The organism is Rhizobium sp. SG2393 (genome assembly GCF_042610495.1).
GTDB lineage: Bacteria > Pseudomonadota > Alphaproteobacteria > Rhizobiales > Rhizobiaceae > RU20A.
On sequence record NZ_JBHGAP010000001.1, the window covers coordinates 1,605,432 to 1,627,881 of the forward strand.

General features: G+C 64.2%; 20 protein-coding genes and 1 tRNA gene. 12 read left to right on the forward strand and 9 right to left on the reverse strand.

Annotation, left to right across the window (positions count from 1 at the left end; all coding sequences use genetic code 11):
- Positions 1-24: 24 nt before the first annotated feature.
- Both ACED18_RS07575 and ACED18_RS07580 read right to left on the reverse strand, forming a co-directional pair.
- On the reverse strand, positions 25-1,233 hold the full coding sequence (locus tag ACED18_RS07575) for a mandelate racemase/muconate lactonizing enzyme family protein (RefSeq protein ID WP_377290536.1): 1,209 nt from the start codon (positions 1,231-1,233) through the stop codon (positions 25-27).
- Positions 1,230-2,870, reverse strand: coding sequence for a GMC family oxidoreductase (locus tag ACED18_RS07580; protein ID WP_377290538.1), 1,641 nt, complete (start codon positions 2,868-2,870; stop codon positions 1,230-1,232). Before ACED18_RS07580 ends, ACED18_RS07575 begins: the two co-directional genes overlap by 4 nt.
- 143 nt (positions 2,871-3,013) lie before the next feature.
- On the opposite strand from ACED18_RS07580, the gene ACED18_RS07585 reads away from it, so the two are divergent.
- Positions 3,014-3,925, forward strand: a complete 912-nt coding sequence (locus ACED18_RS07585) for a LysR family transcriptional regulator (RefSeq protein WP_377290540.1) — start codon at positions 3,014-3,016, stop codon at positions 3,923-3,925.
- A gap of 105 nt (positions 3,926-4,030) precedes the next feature.
- Here the strand turns inward: ACED18_RS07585 and ACED18_RS07590 are convergent, their stop codons facing one another.
- A complete protein-coding gene (locus ACED18_RS07590; protein ID WP_377290542.1) occupies positions 4,031-5,971 on the reverse strand; it encodes a methyl-accepting chemotaxis protein in 1,941 nt (646 codons plus the stop codon).
- A gap of 553 nt (positions 5,972-6,524) precedes the next feature.
- Complete coding sequence (locus ACED18_RS07595; protein WP_377290544.1) at positions 6,525-8,447, reverse strand: methyl-accepting chemotaxis protein; 1,923 nt, start codon at positions 8,445-8,447, stop codon at positions 6,525-6,527.
- A gap of 333 nt (positions 8,448-8,780) precedes the next feature.
- On the opposite strand from ACED18_RS07595, the gene ACED18_RS07600 reads away from it, so the two are divergent.
- Positions 8,781-9,218 carry a hypothetical protein gene (locus ACED18_RS07600; RefSeq protein ID WP_377290546.1) on the forward strand — a complete coding sequence of 146 codons (438 nt, stop codon included), beginning with the start codon at positions 8,781-8,783 and terminating at the stop codon, positions 9,216-9,218.
- A gap of 73 nt (positions 9,219-9,291) precedes the next feature.
- Here the strand turns inward: ACED18_RS07600 and ACED18_RS07605 are convergent.
- Positions 9,292-9,376 (reverse strand) — tRNA-Leu (locus ACED18_RS07605).
- A 263-nt stretch (positions 9,377-9,639) separates the two neighbouring features.
- Between ACED18_RS07605 and ACED18_RS07610 the strand changes: the two genes are divergently transcribed.
- Positions 9,640-10,227, forward strand: coding sequence for a YqaA family protein (locus ACED18_RS07610; RefSeq protein WP_377290548.1), 588 nt, complete (start codon positions 9,640-9,642; stop codon positions 10,225-10,227).
- A gap of 17 nt (positions 10,228-10,244) precedes the next feature.
- Positions 10,245-10,751, forward strand: coding sequence for a disulfide bond formation protein B (locus ACED18_RS07615; RefSeq protein WP_377290550.1), 507 nt, complete (start codon positions 10,245-10,247; stop codon positions 10,749-10,751).
- A gap of 39 nt (positions 10,752-10,790) precedes the next feature.
- Here the strand turns inward: ACED18_RS07615 and ACED18_RS07620 are convergent, their stop codons facing one another.
- Positions 10,791-11,348, reverse strand: coding sequence for an HNH endonuclease (locus tag ACED18_RS07620; protein ID WP_377290552.1), 558 nt, complete (start codon positions 11,346-11,348; stop codon positions 10,791-10,793).
- 95 nt (positions 11,349-11,443) lie between these two features.
- Positions 11,444-12,145 carry a DNA-3-methyladenine glycosylase family protein gene (locus ACED18_RS07625; RefSeq protein WP_377290554.1) on the reverse strand — a complete coding sequence of 234 codons (702 nt, stop codon included), beginning with the start codon at positions 12,143-12,145 and terminating at the stop codon, positions 11,444-11,446.
- Positions 12,146-12,218: 73 nt separating this feature from the next.
- Here ACED18_RS07625 and gluQRS point away from each other — a divergent pair, with 73 nt between their 5' ends.
- Complete coding sequence (gluQRS, locus tag ACED18_RS07630) at positions 12,219-13,124, forward strand: tRNA glutamyl-Q(34) synthetase GluQRS (RefSeq protein WP_377290556.1); 906 nt, start codon at positions 12,219-12,221, stop codon at positions 13,122-13,124.
- Here gluQRS and ACED18_RS07635 read toward each other — a convergent pair.
- Positions 13,092-14,036 (reverse strand): YihY/virulence factor BrkB family protein, encoded by a 945-nt coding sequence (locus ACED18_RS07635; protein ID WP_377290558.1) that lies wholly within the window; start codon positions 14,034-14,036, stop codon positions 13,092-13,094. The two genes, gluQRS and ACED18_RS07635, sit on opposite strands and share 33 nt — an antisense overlap.
- A gap of 155 nt (positions 14,037-14,191) precedes the next feature.
- Here ACED18_RS07635 and ACED18_RS07640 point away from each other — a divergent pair, with 155 nt between their 5' ends.
- The 7 genes from ACED18_RS07640 (at position 14,192) to ACED18_RS07670 (ending at position 19,715) form a co-directional block, all read left to right on the forward strand.
- A complete protein-coding gene (locus ACED18_RS07640; RefSeq protein ID WP_377291103.1) occupies positions 14,192-15,052 on the forward strand; it encodes an SDR family oxidoreductase in 861 nt (286 codons plus the stop codon).
- A 21-nt stretch (positions 15,053-15,073) separates the two neighbouring features.
- Entirely contained in the window at positions 15,074-15,277 is a 204-nt protein-coding gene (locus ACED18_RS07645) for a twin transmembrane helix small protein (RefSeq protein WP_377290560.1), read from the forward strand.
- A 27-nt stretch (positions 15,278-15,304) separates the two neighbouring features.
- Complete coding sequence (locus tag ACED18_RS07650; protein ID WP_377290562.1) at positions 15,305-15,877, forward strand: cob(I)yrinic acid a,c-diamide adenosyltransferase; 573 nt, start codon at positions 15,305-15,307, stop codon at positions 15,875-15,877.
- A gap of 40 nt (positions 15,878-15,917) precedes the next feature.
- Entirely contained in the window at positions 15,918-16,706 is a 789-nt protein-coding gene (locus tag ACED18_RS07655; protein WP_377290564.1) for a rhomboid family intramembrane serine protease, read from the forward strand.
- 284 nt (positions 16,707-16,990) lie between these two features.
- Positions 16,991-17,743, forward strand: a complete 753-nt coding sequence (locus ACED18_RS07660; RefSeq protein ID WP_377290566.1) for an electron transfer flavoprotein subunit beta/FixA family protein — start codon at positions 16,991-16,993, stop codon at positions 17,741-17,743.
- A gap of 27 nt (positions 17,744-17,770) precedes the next feature.
- Positions 17,771-18,700, forward strand: a complete 930-nt coding sequence (locus ACED18_RS07665; RefSeq protein ID WP_377290568.1) for an electron transfer flavoprotein subunit alpha/FixB family protein — start codon at positions 17,771-17,773, stop codon at positions 18,698-18,700.
- A gap of 142 nt (positions 18,701-18,842) precedes the next feature.
- Positions 18,843-19,715, forward strand: a complete 873-nt coding sequence (locus ACED18_RS07670) for a 3-hydroxybutyryl-CoA dehydrogenase (protein ID WP_377290570.1) — start codon at positions 18,843-18,845, stop codon at positions 19,713-19,715.
- 54 nt (positions 19,716-19,769) lie between these two features.
- On the opposite strand, the gene ACED18_RS07675 is transcribed toward ACED18_RS07670, so the two are convergent.
- Entirely contained in the window at positions 19,770-21,971 is a 2,202-nt protein-coding gene (locus tag ACED18_RS07675; protein WP_377290572.1) for a DUF1217 domain-containing protein, read from the reverse strand.
- Positions 21,972-22,450 lie beyond the last annotated feature (479 nt).

A 22,450-nucleotide genomic window follows, 5' to 3' on the forward strand; every position in this document is an offset into this window, starting at 1 on the left:
TCGATTGGAGGACGTCCGAACGGCTCAAGGGAGAAGCGGCTCGATGACGAGGTTCAGGTGAAGTTCGTTGCCGGTGTAGGGATTGGCGGCGATCGCCGCATCGTTGAGCGTGACACCGAGGCCGGGCGCCGTGGGCGGTATGACATAGCCGTCCTCCCAGCCGATCGGCTCGTTGAGGAACTGCATGAAGGGGCCGTCGAAGCGCCCGATCGATTCCAGCACCAGGAAATTCGGGCTGCAGGTGGCGAGCTGGATGTTCGCCGCCGCCACCACCGGCCCGCAATAGAGATGCGGCGCGATCTGGGCCGAGCGCGTCTCCGCCATGCCGGCAATCTTCTTCGCTTCCAGCAGGCCACCCACGCGGCCGAGATTCATCTGCAGGATCGAGGCGGCACCTGCCTCCAGCAGCCGGGCAAATTCATGCTTGGTGCAGAGCCGCTCGCCAGCCGCGATGGGAATGGCCGTGTAGCGCGCGACTTCTGCCATGTCGGCCGGGTTTTCCGGCGGGATCGGCTCCTCGAACCAGAGCGGATCATAGGCCTCCAGCCGCCGCGCCAGGCGCTTCGCGCCCGACACGGTAAACTGGCCATGGGTTCCGAACAGGAGATCCGCCCGCGTCCCGACAGCCTCGCGGATGCGTGCACAGAAGGCTTCCGAGCGTTCCAGATCCTCCAGCCGCGGCTGGTGGCCGTCATAGATCGTATAGGGACCGGCCGGATCGAACTTCACCGCCGTGAAGCCGAGCTCCACCGCCTTCAGCGCGGCCTCCGCGGCGAGGTCGGGATCGTTGTAGACATTCGGCAGCGACGGATCGGGATAGACGTCGCCTTCGGCCGGGTAAAGATAGGTGTAGCTGCGCAGCCGCGCATTCACGCGCCCGCCCAGCAGCTGATAGACCGGCTGGTCCGCCGCCTTGCCGATAATGTCCCAGCACGCCATTTCGAGGCCGCTCAGCACGCCCATGACCGTCACGTCGGGGCGCATCGTGTAACCGGCGCCATAGCTGCGCCGCCACATTTCCTCGATGGAATGCGGATCGCGGCCCTCGAACTGGCGGGTGAACATATCGACCGCCATGGCCGCGCACAGATCCGGGCCGAAGGTGGCGTTGTAGATCTCGCCGACGCCGCTGATGCCGCAAGCGGTCGTCAGGCGCACGAAGATGAAGTAGCGCCCGCCATGGCGCGGCGGCGGATTGGCGACGACGAAGGTTTCGATGCGGTCGAGCTTCATCCGGACATCCTTTCGGTTTCCGCGCCGGCCGCATCCGCCAGGATGAGATCGGCGGCGCGGTGGGCGAGCATGATGGTGGGGGCGTTCGTGTTGCCCGAGGTGACGTTCGGAAAGGCGGAGGCATCGGCCACGCGAAGCCCTGTCACGCCGAACACGCGCAGCCGGCTGTCGAGCACGCCCTCCCCCGCATCGCGCGCCATGCGGCAGGTGGAAACGGGGTGGAAGACGCTGCCGCACCGCCTGCGGAAATCCTCGAGAATGCCGGCGTCATCCAGCGCGAGAATGTCGGGCGCCATCGCCGCCTTGGTGAAGGCCCGCATGGCCGCCGTGCGCGCCATCCGCTGGATCAGCCGCCCGCCGGCGATCACGTCCGCCAGATCCTTTTCCGTCGAGAGATAATTCGGCACGATCTTCGGCGCGACATCGGGATCCGGCGCGGCAAGCGTGATCCAGCCCCGGCTGGTCGGCCGCGCCGGCTGGAAGGAGAGGATGAAGCCCGGAAAGCTGTCGACCCGGATCAGGGGCCGCTTCGCCGACGGCGTCGTCGTATAGGTCATCGGGTTGAGGTAGATCTGCTGGTCGGGCCGCGAAAGGTGGGCGTCGGAGCGCACGAACCCGCCGCACTGGTTGACGGAAAGGCTGAGCGGCCCCCGCCGCGTCAGGAGATAGCGCGCGCCCTGCATCGCCTTGCCCCACCAGGGCGACAGCACCGAGTTCAGCGTCGGCTCGCTCGCCTTGTAGTAATAGCTGATGCCGAGATGGTCCTGCAAATTGCCGCCCACATGGTCGTTCGCCATGACGACAGGGATGCCGAATTGCTGCAACAGCGCGCCCGGCCCGATGCCCGACGCCTGCAGCAGCTTCGGCGAATTGACCGCACCGGCGCTGACGATGATTTCGCGCGCCGCGTGAAACGTCTCCCGCCCCTGCCCGGTCCGCACCGTCACGCCGGTCGCCTGCCGGCCCGCCATCACGATGCGCTCCACAAGGCAGTTGGCGACCAGCGTCACGTTCGGCCGGGCAAGCGCCGGCCGCAGGAAAGCATCGGCCGCCGACCACCGCCGGCCGCGACGCGTCGTGATCCGGTAGCGCGTGATGCCTTCCGGCGACGGACCGTTGCAGTCCTCCGTCACCGGCAGGCCGAGTTCGCGCGCCATTGCGAAGTAGTGCCGGTTGCAGGCGTGCGTATCACGGCTGACATCGCTGACGAAAAGCGGCCCGCTGCCCTCGACCGTGCCATCGGCCAGAACCCGCCGCTCGATCGCCTCGTAATGGGGCCGGACCGCATTCCAGCCCCAGCCACCAGCGCCGGCAGCCTCCCAGTCGTCGAAATCGCCGGGAAGCCCGCGGCAGTAGACGAGCGCATTGATGGAACTGGACCCGCCCAGAACCTTGCCGCGCGGCCAGTAGCTCGTCCGGCCGTTGGTCTGGGGATCCGGCTCGGTGTTGTACATCCAGTTGACGCGCGGATCGAAGAAGGTGCGGCCGTAGCCGATCGGCGTGCGGATCCAGAAACTGTTGTCGGACCCGCCGGCCTCCAGCACCAGAACCGTATGGAGCCCGTCCCGCGAAAGCCGGTCCGCCAGCACGCAGCCGGCAGAGCCCGCTCCCACGACGATATAGTCGAACGTCTTCACGATGCCGCCCCTCTGGCGCTGGCGCAGCTTGGAAACACCTGATTCCCGCTGCGGTCTTGCGCGCAGGTTCGATCTGCCATTGGCCAAAGTCAAACAAACCTTTATTGGCGTTAGGCATCGTTTTGTTTGAAGCGGGATCGACCATGGCCTATGCCCTTCCGCCGCTGCAATGGCTGCGTGCCTTCGAGGCTTCGGCGCGGGCGCTGAGCTTTTCCGCCGCCGCCGCCGAGTTAAATCTGACACCCGCCGCCGTCAGCCATCAGGTGCGCGCGCTGGAGCAGCACTTCCGCGTCCAGCTCTTCAAGCGCCTGCCGCGCGGCCTGCAACTGACCACCGTCGGACGCGCCTATCTGCCGAGCGTCACGCGGGTCTTCGACGAACTCGCCGTCTCCACCGTCGGCATGTTCGGCCGCAGCCAGCAGACCCACATCTCCGTGCGCGCCTCCGTGCTTTTCGCCACCACCTGGATCGCGCCGCTGCTGCCGAAGTTCCAGGCGCTCTACCCGCATATCAAGATCCGGCTGCTCGCCGCCGTCTGGGCCGACAAATCCACCAGCGTCGATGTCGACATCCGCTTCGGCGACGGCCACTGGAGCGACTTCGAGGTCCGCCCGCTCTGGCAGGAACCGTCCGTCGTCGTCGCCAGGCGCGCTGACCGGCTCACCGGCAAGAGCGAGCGTGACAGGCTGATCGGCCTCATGAAGGGCGGCGTGGTGCACATCATGGGTTCGGAAGATCGCTGGACGACACTCCTGCGCCGCAACGGCATCGACGAGACCACGCTCGTCATCAACACGATGACCGACAATTCGCTGATCGCGCTCGAACTGACGGCCGTCGGCTTCGGACCCTGCATCGTGCAGAAAAGCTATACGACGAACTATCTGGAGGAACGCGACCTGCATCTGCCGCTTGCGGACGGCATCCCGATCGCGGACGCGCACTATATCCTGACCGCCCATGGCGCCGAACGCACCGCGCCCGAAGCGGCAATCTTCAGGGACTGGCTGATCGCCGAACTCAGGCAGATCAAGGAAGCACCGGGCGCCGGATAGGCCGGCACGGCCGGTGCCGGAAAACGACAAAGCGCCACCCGGTTCCGGATAGCGCTCCGCACATGGCGCGATTGTGTCTTATAGCGGGAAGCCGTTTCCCGCCTCTCAGAACTCGTCCCAGCCGCCGCTGCTGGCGCCGCCGCCGGCGACCCGCTTCTTCGGCGTGAAGGCCTCGGCCACGCGCGTGATCATCTGCCGTGCGCCGGAGCCGGACGACGCCGCGGGACGTGCGGCCGCCGGTGCCGGTGCGCCGCCATCGATGCGGAACTGGCCGATCAGGCTGCGAAGACGCTCGGCTTCGCTGGCGAGCGTCGCGCTGGCGGCCGTCGTTTCCTCCACCATCGCGGCGTTCTGCTGCGTCGACTGGTCCATCTGGTTGACGGCGGTGTTGACCTGAAGCAGGCCGATCGACTGTTCCTTGGCGGCGGTGGCGATGGCGCTAAGCTGCTCGTTGATATCGACGACATGACCCTCGATGATCTGCAGGGCAGAGCCCGTTTCCGTAACGAGACGCACCCCGTTGGCAACCTCGTCGGCGGATGTCTTGATGAGATCCTTGATCTCCTTGGCGGCCTTGGCAGAGCGCTGGGCAAGTTCACGCACTTCCTGGGCGACGACGGCAAAGCCCTTACCGGCCTCCCCGGCACGTGCCGCTTCCACACCGGCATTCAGCGCCAGAAGGTTGGTCTGGAATGCGATTTCGTCGATGACGGAAATGATGTTGCCGATCTCGGCGGACGACTTTTCGATCCGCTCCATCGCGCTGACGGCCTGCGTCATGATGGTGCCAGAACGGCGGGCGGACTCGTTGGCCTGCTCGGCCTTGGTGCGGGCCTCGTCGGTGCGCTTTGCGGAAGACGAGACGTTGGAGGTGATCTCGTCCAGGGCAGCGGCGGTCTCCTCGAGTGCTGCGGCCTGCTGCTCGGTGCGCTTCGAGAGATCGTTGGCCGAGGCCGACAATTCCTGCGTGCCGCTGTCGATCGAAGAGGCCGTCTGGCTCACGGTACGGAGCGTTTCGGCAAGCTGGGCGATGGCGGCATTGAAGTTGTTGCGAAGTCCTTCGAACTCCTCGGAGAAGGGGCGATCGAGACGGAACGTCATGTCGCCCTGCGCCAGATGCTGCAGCGCCTGGTCGATGCCCTGCGTGGCAACCGCCATCTTCTCGGCACGCTCGCGTTCCAGCTCGCGGTTGCGGGCACGCTCTTCCTCGGTCATTTCCCGCGCCTTGCGGGCTTCCGCATCGACAGCCTGGGCACGCTCGGCATTGTCCTTGAAGACCTGCACGGTACGGGCCATGTCGCCGATCTCGTCGCGGCGGTCGGTTTCGCCCACCACTGCGCTGAGGTCGCCGCCGGCCAGACGGGTCATGGTTTCACGCAGGGTGCTGATCGGTCCGGTCACGCCCTTGCGCACCAGCAGGATCGCGAGGGCCACGAAGGCAAGCGTCGCAAGCGTCATCGATCCCACCAGCCAGATCGTGGTGCTGCGGGCGGCATCGGTCAGAACGGCCGACTGTGCATCCGAGCCTTCCACCAGCCGCGTGGTGTTTTGGGCATAAAGCTTCGTCAGCTTGATGATTTCCGGCTGGCAGGTCTTGTAATATTCCGCTGCCAGCGCCTGCACTTCCGCCTGGGTTACGGTCGTGGCGCCGCGCTTTGCAAGCGGAAGACAGATATCGAAGGCGACCCGGTTCGCCTCGGTGCTGAGCGCCTGTATGTCCTTGTCTGCGGGCATGGCGGCCCGTGCCGTATCCAGGAACTTCACGAGATCGGCGCGCGACGTCTCGATCTGGGTCAAAAGATCCTTGATCAGCGCGTCATCCGTCGAGAAGACGATCTCCGCCGTCAGCGCGCGAAGCGTCTGCGTGGCGCGGTTGGCGCGCACCGTGTAGAGAACACCCCTCTGTTCATTTTCCAGCATGGCCGAATAGCTTGCATCGATCTTTTGCAATTGCATGCCGCCGACCACGGCGCCGCCGATGCCCACAGCTCCAAGACAAACCAGCATGCCGACGATCTTCGGCACAAGACGAATGTGGCGCAACATGGATCCCCTCCAATGAAGAATAAACTGATGAGAGGATTGAAGAAATCCGTTAATTAAGGATTTAGCGAAATAAAGGGTTTTGGGTTGTTTCGTTAGAGTTCGGGAAAAGATCACGGAAAGGTGACAATGGAAAAAACCCGACATGAATCTCAGGGTTATACTTCAAAGATCACAGGCCAATTGAGGATTGCAAAGTCGCGCTGAAAAGCATCGACAGCTCCACCGCACGCCTTCCGAGGCATCCTGATTCCGCCCATGGCAAAGCACCAATCCTGAATGCGCCGGCGCGCCACCCGATCCCGGATGGCGCGCCGTTGCGTGTCAGTCGCTTTCGTTGTCTGCAAACGTCGTGGCTTGGAGCACAATCCGACCGGAGTGAAACCAGGATCGACAAGATTATGCTTTAAAGAAGAACGCTGAGAGCGCCGATCTGATCCTGTCAGATCGGCGCTCTCAGGCACGTCCTTCACAAGTGCGTCAGCGGTTTTGCGTCCGGACTGCGTCAAGACAAGAGGACAGAGTATCCGGTGAACCGGTTTTCACCGGAAATACTCTAGAATTCGTCCCAGCCGCCGCTGGCGCCACCGCCTGCCACGCGCTTCTTCGGCGTGAAGGCCTCAGCCACGCGGTTGATCATCTGCCGCGCGCTGGACCCTGATGCTGCCGGGCGGGCGCCCATCGCTGCGGCCACGCCGCCGGCGACGCGGAACTGGCCGATCAGGCTGCGAAGCCGCTCCGCCTCGTTGGCGAGCGCCGCGCTGGCCGCCGTCGTTTCTTCCACCATCGCCGCATTTTGCTGGGTCGACTGGTCCATCTGGTTGACGGCCGTGTTGACCTGCTGGAGACCGACCGACTGCTCCTGGGCAGCCGTGGCGATGGCGTTCAACTGCTCGTTGATGTCGACGACATGGCTTTCGATCACCTGCAGCGCCGAACCCGTTTCCGTGACGAGACGCACGCCGTTTGCGACTTCGTCGGCCGAGGTCCGGATCAACTCCTTGATCTCCTTGGCGGCCTTGGCCGAGCGCTGGGCAAGTTCGCGCACCTCCTGGGCGACGACGGCAAAGCCCTTGCCGGCCTCGCCCGCACGGGCCGCTTCCACACCGGCATTGAGCGCCAGCAGGTTGGTCTGGAACGCGATCTCGTCGATGACGGAAATGATGTTGCCGATCTCGGCGGACGACTTCTCGATCCGCTGCATGGCGCTGACGGCATCCTTCATGATCGCGCCGGAGCGACGCGCGGATTCGTTTGCCTGCTCGGCCTTGGTCCGGGCTTCGGCCGTCCGCTTTGTCGAGGAACCGACATTCGAGGTGATTTCATCCAGCGCCGCTGCCGTCTCTTCCAGTGCGGCGGCCTGCTGCTCCGTCCGCTTCGACAGGTCATTGGCCGAGGTGGACAGTTCCTGCGTGCCCCCGTCGATCGAGCCCGCCGCATGGCTGACGGCCCGCATGGTTTCGGTCAGCTGTGCGATCGCTGCGTTGAAATTGGCGCGCAAGCCTTCGAAATCGCTGGCAAAAGGCGTATCGAGGCGGAAGGTGAGATCGCCTTCGGCAAGACGTTGCAACGCATTGCCGATGCCGGTCGTTGCCGCCGCCATCTCCGCAACGCGGGCTTCTTCAGCCACACGCTTCTGGCGACGATCCTCTTCGCTGGCTGCCTGCTCGGCATTCAAGCGCTGCTCCACGGCCTGCTTTTCGGCAATCGCGACGCGGAAGCTCTCAAGCGACGAGGCCATCTCGCCAATTTCGTCAGCCCGCCCGAGCGCGGGAACGGCAAACTGCGTATCGCCGGACGCCAGCCGCATCATGCCCTCGTTGACAGCGACCAGCGGGCGAACGAGCGTGCGCGACAGCGCAAACAGCGAGAAGCCGCCGATCAGCAGAAGCAGCGCACTGCCCGCAAGCGTGGTGCGCTTGGCGAATGTCGCGGCATCCGCGGCAGCCGCGGCGCGAACGGTCAGCAGTTCCTTCTCCGCACCAATGAGGGCGGCGACTTCGGCGCGGATCGCGTCCATCGACTGCTTGCCCGCACCGGATGCCTCGATCGCGCGGGCGGCATCAAGAGAATCCGGCTTGGCCATCGCGGTCTTGATGGCATCCACAACCTTGCCTTCCCACTGCGCCGCCAGGGCAGACAGCCCGTCAAGGCGCTTCTGCTGGGCAGGATTGTCGGACGTCAGCCCCTTCAGTGTCTGCCAGTGCTGCTTGAAGGCGGCGGAGCCCGCCTTCTGCGGCTCCAGGAACTTCTCGTCGCCGGACACGAGATAACCGCGAATGCCGGTCTCCTGGTCGATCATGGAAGCAAGCGCAAGATTGGCCTCGCCGATCACCTGGTAGGTGTGCGCTGTCATCGCCGACGTCGCTTCCTGCTCCGAAATCGAAGTGAAATTGAGACCCGCCACCGCAAAGCTGATGACAAGCAGAAGAAGAAGGGCAAGCCCGATCTTCTTGATGATACGAATATTGGTAAACACGCCCACAATAGCCCCCTAAAGCTCCCGGCCCCAACTCCCGGATTGAATTTTCTAAATCGATCAAAATCTTGAGTTGATCTTTTAGAATATGCTTTAAGTATCTGGACTATTGTTATTAATGCCACCTGAAGGGAGAGTGATTAATCATGACATATGACAGCCAACCACGCTCCTTTCGACGGAGCGCATCGACATAAGCCAGCCGTCACGACACGCGATCCGCCAGCCATGAGAGAGCGATACGCCGGCCGGGATCACTGTCACCCTCGAAACAGCGCGGGCTCCATCACGCCTTTACTGAGGAGCGATCAACGGACACGCAGAGGTGCTTTCATGGGACGGCTGGCAGGAACATCCCTGGCGCAACAGGCGCGCGAAACATGGCAGGCGCAGGTCGCAGCCGCCCGCCAAGCAGCAGCCGAAGGACGCGCGCCCCGCAAGAGGACAAAGACACCGTTCCGCCACCTTCCACGCAGCCGGCGGCTGGCTGCCCTTCTTGACCACATATCCTGGTGGCCTGACGGCATGGTCATCAACGGCGAAAACGTCCCACCGCTGACCGCCGACATGCGTCTCCTGATCGAAAAGGGCCTTGTCACCCTGAGCCGCCGAGACGCCTATTCCGTCTGGGCCTTCCTCAAGACGCGCAAGCCGCGCGAAACGGTGCTGCGCCTGACGGATGCGGGACGCCATGTCCTCGCAGCCGAGAAAGTGACGGATGCAGAACGCCACGCCTTCAACGAAACGCTGGCCTGGGGCGTCGTTCGCTAGATTGGGAAGGCGGCGTTTCTCCGCACATCAACGCGCTGTCACAGACGATGAAAACGATACTGCAGAAGAGCGGTGGTGCCCCATGCCGGGATCGAACCAGCACTCCTTTCGGAACTCGATTTTGAGTCGAGCGCGTCTACCAGTTCCGCCAATGGGGCACGCGGGGTAGTCCGGGAGGTTTATACGGGCGGCGAAAGGGCGGTCAACGGGTTTCTGGCGCCGGCGATGCGAAAAGACGGATCGGCCGGTGCGGAAGATCGGGGCGCCACCGATGTCGCATTGCAGCAACGCTATCGCACCCGCGTTAACGCAACACCGAAAATGCTGCTGACGCACCTTTCCGTTTCCCCCGCACTTACAGTAGAACCGGGCGATCTGCACCGCGCCCTCCCGGCGATGCACCCTTCGGAAAGCTTGCGTCATGCTGCGCCGCCTCTATGCCTGGACCCTGTCGCTGGCCGCCAAGAAATCGGCGGAAGTCTGGCTTGCGGTCATCGCCTTTGTCGAAAGCTCGATCTTCCTCGTACCGGCCGACGTGCTCTTCCTGCCCATGGCGCTGGCCCGGCCGGAGCGCGTCTGGCGCTATGCGCTGATCGCCACCGTCAGCTCCGTGCTCGGCGGCATTGCCGGCTGGTATCTCGGCCATTACGCCTATGAGGCGGTCGCCAAACCGGTGCTCGCCTTCTACGGCAAGCTCGACGCCTTCGAGCAGTTGAAGACCTCGGTCGATTACGAGACGATCGTGCTGCTGCTGATTACCTCGGGTCTCGCGCACCTGCCGCCGATCAAGGTGGTGACGATCCTTTCCGGCGCGGTCAACATCAATCTCGGCCTCTTCATCGCCACCGCCATCGTGGCCCGCGGCGCGCGCTTCTACCTCATCGCCTGGCTGCTGCGCCGCTACGGGGAGAACATCCGCGACTTCCTGGAAAAGCGCCTCGGCCTCATCGCCGGCCTCGTTTCCGCCGCACTCATCCTCCTCTTCGTCGGCTACCGCCTCGTCAAGTGATCGAACAGAGCCCCGCCATGACAGCCCTCAGCGCCCGCTCCCCCGCCTTCCTGCCCACCCTGGTGCTGACGCTCGGCATGGCCGCGACGGTCGGCGCCGCGCTCGGCTTCGAACATATCGGCGGCTATATCCCCTGCGCGCTCTGCCTGATGCAGCGAGAGCCCTATTATTACGGCATCGGTGTCGGCGTCGCGACGCTCGCCGCGATCGGCTTTGGCGCGCCGCGCTGGCTGGTCCGGCTTCTGCTCGCCATTCTCGTCATCATGATGCTCGTCGGCGCCGGCATGGGCGTCTATCACGCAGGCGTCGAATGGGGCTTCTGGGAAGGGCCGTCAAGCTGCGCCACCGGCGCCCAGGGCGTGTCCAGCAACGTCAACGACCTGCTGGGCGATCTCGACAGCAAGCATGGCCCTTCCTGCACGCAGGCAGCTTTGCGTGTGCTCGGCCTGTCCTTCGCCGGCTGGAACGTGATTGCAAGCCTGATCCTTGCCGCCATCGGCGTCCGCGCTTTGCGCAAGGCCTGATCGTCAGCCGGCAATCAACGGGCATGCTGGCCACAAGCCTTACGGCTGCAGTTCCACATCCCAGTAGAGATAGTCCATCCAGCTTTCGTGCAGGTGGTTCGGCGGGAAGAGCCGGCCATTGTTGTGCAGATCCTGCACCGTCGGCGGATAGGGCTTCTGGTTGGGGAACATGCCGGCCTGCTTGGGCAGCTTGCCGCCCTTGCGCAGATTGCAGGGCGAGCAGGCGGCAACCACGTTCTCCCACGTCGTCTCGCCGCCGCAGCAGCGCGGAATGACGTGGTCGAAGGTCAGGTCATCCGTCGCGCCGCAATACTGGCACTCGAACTTGTCACGCAGGAACACGTTGAAACGCGTGAAGGCCGGGTGACGCGAAGGCTGCACGTAGCTCTTGAGGCACACGACGCTCGGCAGGCGCATGGAAAAGCTTGGCGACGACACCGCCTGGTCGTATTCGGCGAGGATGGTCACGCGGTCAAGAAAGACCGCCTTGATCGCGTCCTGCCAGGACCACAGCGACAAGGGATAATAACTGAGCGGCCGGAAGTCAGCGTTCAGAACGAGCGCCGGCAAGGCCTGCGGTGAGACTGCAATCGTCAAGCATCTTCTCCTGATCGATTCGGCATCTGCCCTTCTATATTAGGCGCGTCACGACAGGATTGTGAAGCGGAAACAAAAAGCCCGCCCTCACGCCTTCACGCCGGCCCTCCCGCTCCCGCACCGCCCGCCTCGCCCGCAGCCAGTCCGCCGGTGGGACGAACGTGCCGGGCATAGTAAGCCCAGAAAAGCCGGGCCGCCACGCTGCGCCACGGCACCCATCCTTCAGACAACGCCCGCGTTGCGGCAATATCCGGGCGGGGATCGAGCCCGAAGGCGCGGCCAACCGCCGCACGCAGCGCGACATCACCGGCCGGAAAGATGTCCGGGTGGCCGGCATGGACCAGAAGGTAGACCTCCGCCGTCCACGCCCCCACGCCCGGCAACGCCGTCAGCGCCGCGATGGCGGCCTCGCCGGGAAGATCGCAGACGGCATGGAGATCGAGATCGCCCGAAAGGCAGGCCTGCGCCACGCCCTTCAGCGCCCGGGCCTTGGCCTGCGACAGGCCGGCGGCGCGGCAGCCGGCCTCGTCCATTCCCGCCATGGCGTCGGGCGTCAGCAAGCTTCCGGCCGGCGCGAGCCGGGCCCAGATCGCGGCGGCACTCGCCTTCGACACCATCTGCCCGACGATGACTTCCGCCAGCCCCGCGAAGCCCGGCGGCCCGCGCCTCAGCGGCACCGGCCCCGTCGCGGCGATGACCGCAACGAGCCGCGGATCGAGAGCCGCAAGCGCCATCAGCCCCTCGGCAATGTCGCCCTGCGTCTCGATCCGCCTGTGTCCGTTCCAGCTGTCCGCCATCCGGTCCCTCCGAAGCTGCCGCCGCGCGATGGCATGCCGCGCAATTTCATGGCAGAAGCGGGGCCTGATCGCCATGTCCCAACTCGCCATGACCACGCAACCCGTTTTCCGCTTCGCGCCCAGCCCGAATGGCCGGCTGCATCTCGGCCACGCCCTCTCCGCCCTCCTGAATGACCGGATGGCGCGAAAGGCCGGCGGCACCTTCCTGCTGCGCATCGAGGATATCGACCAGACCCGCGCGCGGCCGGAATTCGAGGCCGGCATCATAGAGGATCTGCACTGGCTGGGACTTGACTGGCCGGAACCGCCGCGCCGCCAGTCTGAGCGCCTGCCGGCCTACCGGGCCGCGCTGGATCGCCTCTCAAGGATGGGCCTGGTCTACCCCTCCATCCTCAGCCGTGGCGAGATCCGCGCTGCCGTGACGAAGGCCGAAGCCGAGACCGGCGAGCCCTGGCCGCGCGACCCGGATGGCGCGCCGCTCTATCCCGGCCGCGAAAGGGATCTCTCTTCCCCTGCCCGCGCCCGCCTGACCGAAGGCAGCAAACCCTTCGCCTGGCGGCTGGACATGGCACGGGCGGTCGAGGCGGCCGGCGGGCCGCTGATGTGGAACGAAACGGGCGAAGGCCATGAATGTGAAGCAGGCACGATCGAGGCTGACCCTGCCGCCTGGGGCGATGTCGTGTTGTCCCGGTCGGATGCCCCGTCGAGCTATCACCTCTCGGTGACGGTCGACGACGCCGAACAGGGCGTGACCCATGTGGTGCGCGGCCGCGACCTCTTTTACGCGACGAGCGTCCACTGCCTGCTCCAGCGGCTTCTGGAGCTTCCAGAGCCCGTCTACCATCACCATCGCCTCATTCTCGGCAGCGATGGCCGCAAGCTGTCGAAGAGCAACGGCGACACGGCCATCGCCGCCTATCGCGAAGCCGGCATGTCGGCAGACGCGCTACGTGCGCTGGTTCTGGGCGATCAGGGCTGAGGCCTCGGCGTCGCTGACGGCGCTTTCGTCCACAGGCGCGGCCTCGCGACGGTTGCGCCAGTGCTGGATCACCATGCGCTTGACCTTGTACTTCATGATCGCCGCATTGATCTCGCCGCCGATGATGAACATCGCGCCGATCATGTAGAGAAAGACCAGCGCGATCATGATCGAGGCGAGCCCCGCATAGGTGGAGGCGTAGGTCGCGAAGCTCGAGAGATAGGCGGCAAACCCGTAGGCGCCGACGGTCCAGAAGATCATCGTCAGCAGGATGCCCGGCAACACATCGGCAATCTTGCGCCTTCCGGCCGGCAGGTAGAGATGGCAGATGGCGAGCGCAACGAGCAGGATCGCCAGAACGCCGAGGAAGCCCCAATCGTCGATGATCGCCAGCACGCCGCTGAGGAAGGGCAGCCACTCGCCGGCAAAGCGCAAGCCAAGCGGCACGGCGACGAGCAGGATGCTGATGAGAGCCAGCGCCACCACGCCGGCCAGCACGAAACCGATGCTGACGACACGGGTACGATACCACGGCCGGGTCTCGGCAACGCGATAGGCGCGGTTGAGCGAGACGCGCAGCGCCTCCACCCCGTTGGAGGCAAAGTATGCCGCCGCCAGCACCGACACCGTCAGCAGCCCGCCGCGCGGCGTGGTCAGCACGGCAACGACCTCCTGCGAGATCGGCCGGGCGATCGATTCCGGCCAGGTGTCGAATATCACGTGCACGGCGGTCTGGGCGAACTGGTCGGCGCCAAGGAAGGAGCCGAGCGCGGTGCCGAAGATCAGGAAGGGAAAGAGCGCAAGAAGGCTCGACAGCGCAACATGGCTTGCCATGGCCCAGCCGTCATCCTCGGAGAAGTGCCAGACGGCATCGAAGACCACCTTCCATGCCACGCCAAGCGCATTGCGCATCCTCATCCGCCCCGTCTGCGCCCCGCCCGCGACAGCGCGGAGCAATTGTAACCTGTGCTCGAATATGGGAAACGGGACCGGAAATTCCACCGGCTGGGGCGAGATTCCCGCCCGGCCGGACACGCGATCAGACCGCAGGAAAGGCAGGCACCATGATGGAGACGCGTGCGCAGACGGCGCCACCGGCAGGCAGCCGCAGCATCCTCATCACCGGCTGCTCCACCGGCATCGGCGCCCATTGCGCCCGGGCGCTGAAGGCCGACGGCTGGCGGGTTTTTGCCACCGTCCGGCGCGAGGAAGACCGCGCCGGCCTTGAGGCCGACGGCATCGAAACCCATATCATGGATTATACGCAGGCCGACACGATTGCCGCACTGGTGGCGGCTGTACTCGCAAAGACCGGCGGTCGCCTAGACGCGCTCTTTAACAACGGCGCCTATGGCCAGGCCGGCGCGGTGGAGGACCTGCCGACCGAGGCGCTGCGCTTGCAGCTCGAAACCAACGTCATCGGCTGGCACGACCTGACGCGGCGCATCATCCCCGTCATGCGCCGCCAGGGTCAAGGCCGCATCGTGCAGTGCTCATCCATCCTCGGCATCGTGCCGTATAAGTGGCGAGGCGCCTACAACGCCTCGAAATTCGCACTCGAAGGACTGACATTGACCATGCGCATGGAGCTTGCCGGCAGCGGCATCGGGGTCTCGCTGATCGAGCCCGGACCGATCGAGTCCCGCTTCATGGCCAATGCGCTGACCCATATCGAGCGGCACATCGACATCAAGGGCTCGGTCCACGCCGCCGAATACGACCGCCAGCTTCGCCGGCTGAAGGGCGTGAGCGGCCCCGCCAAGGGCAAGCTCGGGCCGGACGCGGTCTACGCCGTTTTGAGCCACGCGCTGAACGCCCGGCGGCCGAAACCGCATTACATCGTCACGACGCCCGCGCGCCAGGGCGCCCTCCTGAAGAAGCTGCTGCCGGCAGACCTCTTCTATCGCTTCATCGGCCGTCTCGGCTGATCGTCTGAAAGGGAAAGTCCCATGTCCAGTTTTCTCACAGGCCTCACCCTGCTCGTCATGGGCCTTGTCGTCATCGTGCTCGTACGCGGCCTCCTCAACATGGCCAAGGGCGGCAGCGGCAACACCTCGAACAAGCTGATGCAGGCCCGCGTCGTGCTGCAGGCCGTCGCCATCGTTCTCATCATGCTGGTGCTGTGGATCACCGGCGGCGGACGCCCCGCATAATCCATCCGGCAGAGGACACAGACAGGCATGGTCAAGCTCAACAAGATCTACACCCGCACCGGCGACGACGGCACGACGGGCCTCGTCTCCGGCCCGCGCCGGCGCAAGGACGACCTGCGCATCGAGGCCTATGGCACGGTGGACGAGTTGAACAGCGTCATCGGCATGGCGCGGCTCTCGACGGCGCAGTACCCCGAGATCGAGGCCATGCTGTCAGCGATCCAGAACGACCTCTTCGACCTCGGCGCGGACCTCGCCACACCGGAAACGGACGAACCTCCGGCCTGGGAGCCACTGCGCATCGTGCAGGCCCAGGTCGACCGGCTGGAAGCCGAGATCGACGCACTGAACGCCGATCTGGAGCCTTTGACCTCCTTCGTGCTGCCGGCCGGCAATCCGCTGTCCACCGCGCTGCACCTGGCCCGCACGATTGCGCGCCGGGCGGAGCGGCACATGGTCGCCCTCGCCGCCCATGAAACGGTGGGCGCGCCCGCGATCGCCTACGTCAACCGCCTCTCCGACCTCCTCTTCGTCGCCGCCCGCACCGCCAATGACCGCGGCCGCACCGACGTGCTATGGGTGCCCGGCAAGAACCGATGAGCGACCGCAGGCCAGCGGCAACGAAACGGCCGGAGACCGGATGTTCATACCCCTGCACGACGCCAACGACCTGAAGCACATCGACCGGCAATATGTGACGATCGCGCTGATCGTCATCAACGTGCTGATCTGGCTGGTGACGGGGCCGATGGCGAGCGAGCAGACCGCCGAAGCCGCCATTCTCGGCTTCGGCTATATCCCGGCCGTCGCCTTCCAGTATGCCGATCTCGATCCTGCCTTCGTCGTCGTGCCGGAACAGGCGACCTACCTGACCTACGCCTTCCTGCACGGCGACTTCTGGCACCTGGCCGGTAACATGCTGTTCCTCTGGGTCTTCGGCGACAACGTCGAGGATGCGATGGGGCACCTGCGCTTCCTCGCCTTCTACCTCGCCTGCGCCGCCGCCGGAGCGCTCGCTCATGGGCTCGTCAACATGGGCTCCGAAGCGCCGCTCATCGGCGCATCCGGGGCGATCTCCGGCGTGGTGGCGGCCTATCTCATGCTGCATCCGAAGGTGCGCGTCTGGGTGCTCGTGCTGATGCGCATTCCGTTGCCGCTCCCCGCTGTCATCCCCCTCCTGCTCTGGGTCGGCCAGCAGTTTCTGATGCTCGCCATCGACCGGGAGGGCACCACCTCCTGGGGCGCCCATGTCGGCGGCATTGTCGCCGGCCTCGTTCTGGTTGTCTTTCTGCGACGCACCGGCGTGCCGCTTTTCGACCGCACCATCGTCACGCCCCGCGCCGTACGCCCGCGCTCCGTTCCGGCCATCCAGGCCACACGGCTCGATGCCGGTGGTGAGGGCCCAGGCCCCTGGGGCAAGGGCCAATGACCAAAGCTGACAACCGCACGAGGCCCAAACTCCCCTTTTTGCAGGCTTTTGCGCCTGCGCTCGGCCTGCGGCGCCGTGCCACATCCGCAGCCCTGATGCATCGGTCTTGATCCCGTCAATATTTACGTGTACGTAAACGTCGCTCAATTCTGTGGGAGGAAGCCGCAGGGCCACGGGCAAAGATTGAATTTGGACAAAAATCGCGTATCGATGTCGCCAACCGACAATCGGCCACACGGTCGAAGATGCATCTTGCGCGCAACGTGTTCTCAGGAAGGGTTCCCATGAAAATCCTCGTAACGGTCAAGCGAGTGGTGGACTACAACGTCAAGATCCGCGTCAAGCCCGATGGTTCCGGCGTTGAACTCGCCAACGTCAAGATGTCGATGAACCCCTTCGACGAAATCTCCGTCGAGGAGGCGCTGCGCCTCAAGGAAGCCGGCAAGGCAACCGAAGTCGTCGTCGTCTCAGTCGGCCCGGCCAAGGCCGAGGAAACGCTGCGCACTGCACTCGCCATGGGTGCGGACCGCGCCATCCTCGTCGAAACCGAAGATGCCGTCGAGCCGCTCGCCGTCGCCAAGATCGTCAAGGGCGTCGTCGAAGCCGAACAGCCCGGCCTCGTCATCGTCGGCAAGCAGGCGATCGATGACGACTCGAACCAGACCGGCCAGATGCTCGCCGCCCTGCTCGGCTGGGCCCAGGGCACCTTCGCCTCCAAGGTCGAGATCGTCGATGCCTCCAAGGCCAACGTCACGCGCGAAGTCGATGGCGGTCTCCAGACCATCGAAGTCAAGCTGCCGGCGATCGTGACGACCGACCTGCGCCTCAACGAGCCGCGCTACGCCTCGCTGCCGAACATCATGAAGGCGAAGAAGAAGCCGCTCGACAAGAAGAGCCCGGCCGACTTCGGCGTCGATACCGCGCCCCGCCTCAAGGTCCTCAAGACCGAGGAGCCCGCAGGCCGCAAGGCCGGCATCAAGGTGAAGACCGTCGCCGAGCTCGTCGACAAGCTCAAGACCGAAGCCGGCGTTCTCTGATCAGGCAGAAACAAGGAGATTAAGACCATGGCCATTCTTCTTCTGGCTGACCACGACAACAAGACGCTGTCCGACCAGACCGCCAAGGCACTGACGGCCGCCACCCAGATCGGTGGCGACGTGCATGTGCTGGTCGCCGGTGCCGGCGCATCCGCCGTCGCCGACGAGGCTGCCAAGCTTTCCGGCGTTTCCAAGGTGCTCGTCGCCGACGACGCAGCGCTTGGCCACAGCCTTGCCGAGCCGCTCGCCGCCCTCATCGTCTCGCTTGCCGGTTCCTACGACGTGATTCTGGCCGCCGCCACCTCGGTCGGCAAGAACGTCCTGCCGCGCGTTGCCGCCCTGCTCGATGTCGCGCAGGTCTCCGAGATTATCGAAGTCGTCTCGGCCGACACGTTCAAGCGCCCGATCTATGCCGGCAACGCGATCCAGACAGTGCAGTCGACCGACGCCAAGAAGGTCATCACCGTGCGCACGGCCTCCTTTGCCGCAGCACCGGCCGGCGGCTCGGCTGCCGTCGAGACCGTCTCGGCTGCCGCGAACCCGGGCGTCTCCGCCCATGTGGCCGACGCGCTCTCCTCCTCGGACCGTCCGGAACTGACCTCGGCGAAGATCATCGTTTCCGGTGGTCGCGCCCTTGGCTCTTCGGACAAGTTCAAGGAAGTCATCCTGCCCGTCGCCGACAAGCTCGGTGCAGCCGTCGGTGCGTCGCGTGCAGCGGTCGATGCCGGCTACGCGCCGAACGACTGGCAGGTCGGCCAGACCGGCAAGGTCGTGGCCCCGCAGCTCTACATCGCCTGCGGCATTTCCGGCGCCATCCAGCATCTGGCCGGCATGAAGGACAGCAAGGTCATCGTCGCCATCAACAAGGACGAGGAAGCCCCGATCTTCCAGGTCGCCGATTACGGCCTCGTCGGCGACATCTTCGAGATCCTGCCGGAACTGGAAAAGGCGCTCTGAGACCGATGGGCGCCCGGGCGAATCCACTGGAAAAACATCGCCTGTCGCTTTAACAATCAAACCGGGCCGCTTCCCAAGGGCGGCCCGGTTTTTCGTTTCGGACGCCGGTTCGTCCGGCCAGCTCACAATGGAAGCGGGATCGATGATCAAGAACGTCGGAATTATCGGTGCGGGGCAGATGGGGTGCGGCATTGCACACGTCTCGGCCGCAGCCGGCTACAACGTCCACATCTACGATGTCTCCGCCGAGCGGATCGAGACAGGCCTCGCAACGATCCATGGCAACCTCGCCCGTCAGGTCTCGTCCGGAAAGATGACCGACGAGGACCGCAAGCGCGCGCTCTCCCACATCAAGGGCTCGGCCGACGCCCATGATCTCTCCTCCATGGATCTCGTCATCGAGGCGGCGACGGAAGACGAGCAGGTCAAGCGCAAGATCTACGGCACCGTCTGCCCGGTGCTGAAGCCGGAGGCGATCCTCGCCACCAACACCTCGTCGCTCTCCATCACGCGCCTTGCATCGGCCACGGATAGGCCGGAGCGCTTCATGGGCATCCATTTCATGAACCCGGTGCCGGTGATGAAGCTCGTGGAACTCGTGCGCGGCATCGCCACGGAGGAAACGACCTTCGCGACCGCCCGCGCCTTCGTCTCCTCGCTCGACAAGACCATCACGGTGGCGGAAGACTTCCCGGCCTTCATCGTCAACCGCATCCTGCTGCCGATGATCAACGAGGCGATCTACACGCTCTATGAGGGCGTCGGCTCCGTCGAGGCGATCGACACCGCCATGAAGCTCGGCGCCAACCACCCGATGGGCCCGCTGCAACTCGCAGACTTCATCGGCCTCGACACCTGCCTCTCGATCATGCAGGTGCTGCATGACGGCCTGGCGGATTCGAAGTACCGCCCCTGCCCGCTGCTGGTGAAATATGTCGAGGCTGGCTGGCTTGGCCGCAAGTCGGGCCGCGGCTTCTACGACTACCGCGGCGACGTGCCGATCCCGACGCGCTGAGACCCCTACGGGACCGGTTGAGGCCGGTCCCGACCGAGGCTCCCAGGCAGTCTCTTAGCGGCCACCAAGGCGCAGTTGCGACAAGGTAAAGAGCGTATCGGCGCTGATGCCGACCGAGCTTCCGCCCGACATCAGCGTAACGGCGGGCGACACTGTCTGGTCGTTGGCGAGATCATACATGGCCGTGAAGCGCTTCACGAGCTTGTTGACCTTCTCGGGATCCTGAAGATCCTTGACGGTCAGCACCTTGTCGATCTGCGCCTTCTGGATTTCCACGCCGGCGCTCGACATCTCCTTCGGAATTTCGAACGTGGTCTGCACGAAGGACAGGAGTGCGGGATCGGCAAGGATATCGTAGGCCGACGAGAGGGAACTGGCCTTGCGCTCGAAATACAGCGCCAGCCGCACACCCTCGTTCTGCGCGCCGGCATCCTGTTCCAGCGTCTGGTTCAGGTAGAATTCCTGCGTTTCGGTCACGCCGCGGCGTGTCTGGATCTCGGTATCCGGCCGGCGCGTAATCTTGCCGTCCGTGCCGAAATTGAAGGACGAAACCAGCACCTTGAATTCGCGGTTCGTCGTCGTGTTCAACGCGCTCTTGGGATCGTTCGGATCGGCCTGGAACATCTTCTTCAGATCGGCCGTCGTCACCTTCTTCGGATCCATGTCATAGGCCGTCAGCACGAAATCCACGAGGCGCCGGTCTTTGAGAAAATCGTCCAGCTTTTCGACACCGGCAATCTTCGAACTGTAGTAGGAGGCCTCGTCCTGTGCCTTCTTCTTGTCCGCTTCGGTGCCGAAACGGCTCTTCTCGAGAACGTATTTCTTCGACACGTTCAGGATTTCGGATTCATCCTGCGCCAGCCGCGGCGCCGCCGTCGTACCGTCCGCCTTGAAGTTGAAGGCCTTGGCAAACTTGATCAGCCGGTCGTCGCCGAGCTTGTTGGCATAGCTTGCGGGATCGTTGAGATCGCTGGTCAGCACACGCTTGAGGGTGCGCACGCTGTATTCGCCGGGCTTGATGTCGAAGGCGACGGACGCAAGCTGCATCATGCGCTGGCTGGCGATCAGATCGTCAACCTTGGTGATCGTTCCGACTTCCAACTTGAACCTCTTGATCAGGTCCTCGTCTGCAGCATCATCCTTGTCGTCATAGAAGGAAAAATAACCGTTGGATGTCGTGGTGATCTGCGCATCGGTCTGCGCCTTTGCGCCGGCGGCCAGCGTTCCATCCGTCTGGAAATTGAAGGCGGCGGCCATCGCCTTGTAGGCCTTGTTGAACTCACCGCCCTGCGTATTCGCATAGCTCGTGGGATCGTTGAGGTCGCTTGTGACGATGTTTTCGAATGTCGAAGTCAGGGTGCTGGTCGGCAGACCGAAGGCTGTGACGATATAGGACAACAGCCGCGGATTGGACAGGATGTCGCCGACCTTCGTGACGGAACCGATCGTGTCACGATAATACTGGTCGTTCGCGAGCGCCGCCGCACGCGTGGCACGCGTGCTGCCGTTGAGAATGTAGCCCTCCTGGATCGACGCCTTCTGCGTATCGTTCTGGGGCTTCGTGCCGGAGGCCAGCGTTCCGTCCGTCTGGAAGTTGAAGGCGGCGTTGAGCGCCTTGAACTTGTCGAGCGTATCGGTGTTTGACCCGTAGTTCAGCGTATTCAGATAGCTGTTGGGATCGTTCCGGTCGCTGGTCAGAACCTTCTTCAGGTGATCGAAGGAAACATAGGTCGGATCGATCTTCAGCGCCTTCAGCGCGAAGTCCTTCAACCTCTCATTGGTGAGAAGCTGATCGACCGTGCTGACGCTGTCGATCACGGCGCCGTAGTAATTGCTTTCCGCCGTCAGCGTATCGGACAGCGATTGCACCTTGTTCGTATAGAGCCCGATGATGCTGTCGGTCTGCGCTCCCGTCTGCGCGACGGCGGTGGATTTGGCGAAGTTGAAGGCAGCGGCAAACTTGCGGTAACGGTCGTCCGTCAGCTTGTTGGCAAAGCTCTTGTCGTCGGTCAGGTCGCTTTCCATGACCTTCTTCATGAAGGCCTTGGCATAGGTCATGTCTTCTAGCCCGTGCGCCTTCATGGCGTAGGAGTAGAGCCTGTAGTCCTTCAGGAAGTCGTCGATCGATGTGACCTTGCCGATATTGTTCTTGTAATATTCGGCATCCCGCGCCACCAGCTTTTCCTTGGCAACGCGGTTCAGGCTCGCATTCATGTCGCGGGCGATCAGATTGTAATCCAGAAACGTCGATGTCACAGGAGTTCTCCGGGCATTGCGGACCCTGGCACGGCGCCTGCGCCCGACCGGATCGTTTCTCGTTTCGCCGCTGACCGCCTCATGCGGATCGCAGGCCTTCGGCGACAAGGACGGGCTGCTCCGGCACCGGCTCCGCCCGAAAGCTTGCCACTGAGGCATTGACAGCGCGTTAACCGACAGGCCGGCGCCCCAGGGGAGACCTGCGACGCGCCCGCCGGCGACGGTGGGCCGCCAGGCTTGCGCGAACCTGTCGCCCATTCTTCCCTTCACCGGAGGCAGTGCCGCCGACGCGGAAATTTTTGCGCAAAAGCTTCACACACTGGCAACCCTGACCCGTTGGCCTTTGCTAACCATCGAGAAATGCAAAGTTTTCTTAACCGCGAAAATTAAGCGCCCTCAAAGTGGCCGCCCGTACATTGAGCCCATCAGAGGACGGAAAACGTCCCGACGAGAAGACTGCGGAAAGCAGCTCTCAGGGT

Excerpts from the sequence above, each read along its gene's own strand:
- ACED18_RS07650 (WP_377290562.1), top strand. The coding sequence starts at position 15,305 with ATGGTCAAGCTCAACAAGATCTACACCCGCACCGGCGACGACGGCACG.
- ACED18_RS07645 (WP_377290560.1), top strand. The coding sequence starts at position 15,074 with ATGTCCAGTTTTCTCACAGGCCTCACCCTGCTCGTCATGGGCCTTGTC.
- ACED18_RS07585 (WP_377290540.1), top strand. The coding sequence starts at position 3,014 with ATGGCCTATGCCCTTCCGCCGCTGCAATGGCTGCGTGCCTTCGAGGCT.
- ACED18_RS07575 (WP_377290536.1), bottom strand. The coding sequence starts at position 1,233 with ATGAAGCTCGACCGCATCGAAACCTTCGTCGTCGCCAATCCGCCGCCG.
- ACED18_RS07610 (WP_377290548.1), top strand. The coding sequence starts at position 9,640 with ATGCTGCGCCGCCTCTATGCCTGGACCCTGTCGCTGGCCGCCAAGAAA.
- ACED18_RS07615 (WP_377290550.1), top strand. The coding sequence starts at position 10,245 with ATGACAGCCCTCAGCGCCCGCTCCCCCGCCTTCCTGCCCACCCTGGTG.
- ACED18_RS07655 (WP_377290564.1), top strand. The coding sequence starts at position 15,918 with ATGTTCATACCCCTGCACGACGCCAACGACCTGAAGCACATCGACCGG.
- ACED18_RS07670 (WP_377290570.1), top strand. The coding sequence starts at position 18,843 with ATGATCAAGAACGTCGGAATTATCGGTGCGGGGCAGATGGGGTGCGGC.
- ACED18_RS07590 (WP_377290542.1), bottom strand. The coding sequence starts at position 5,971 with ATGTTGCGCCACATTCGTCTTGTGCCGAAGATCGTCGGCATGCTGGTT.
- ACED18_RS07625 (WP_377290554.1), bottom strand. The coding sequence starts at position 12,145 with ATGGCGGACAGCTGGAACGGACACAGGCGGATCGAGACGCAGGGCGAC.
- ACED18_RS07660 (WP_377290566.1), top strand. The coding sequence starts at position 16,991 with ATGAAAATCCTCGTAACGGTCAAGCGAGTGGTGGACTACAACGTCAAG.
- ACED18_RS07600 (WP_377290546.1), top strand. The coding sequence starts at position 8,781 with ATGGGACGGCTGGCAGGAACATCCCTGGCGCAACAGGCGCGCGAAACA.
- ACED18_RS07665 (WP_377290568.1), top strand. The coding sequence starts at position 17,771 with ATGGCCATTCTTCTTCTGGCTGACCACGACAACAAGACGCTGTCCGAC.
- ACED18_RS07640 (WP_377291103.1), top strand. The coding sequence starts at position 14,192 with ATGGAGACGCGTGCGCAGACGGCGCCACCGGCAGGCAGCCGCAGCATC.
- ACED18_RS07635 (WP_377290558.1), bottom strand. The coding sequence starts at position 14,036 with ATGCGCAATGCGCTTGGCGTGGCATGGAAGGTGGTCTTCGATGCCGTC.
- gluQRS (WP_377290556.1), top strand. The coding sequence starts at position 12,219 with ATGTCCCAACTCGCCATGACCACGCAACCCGTTTTCCGCTTCGCGCCC.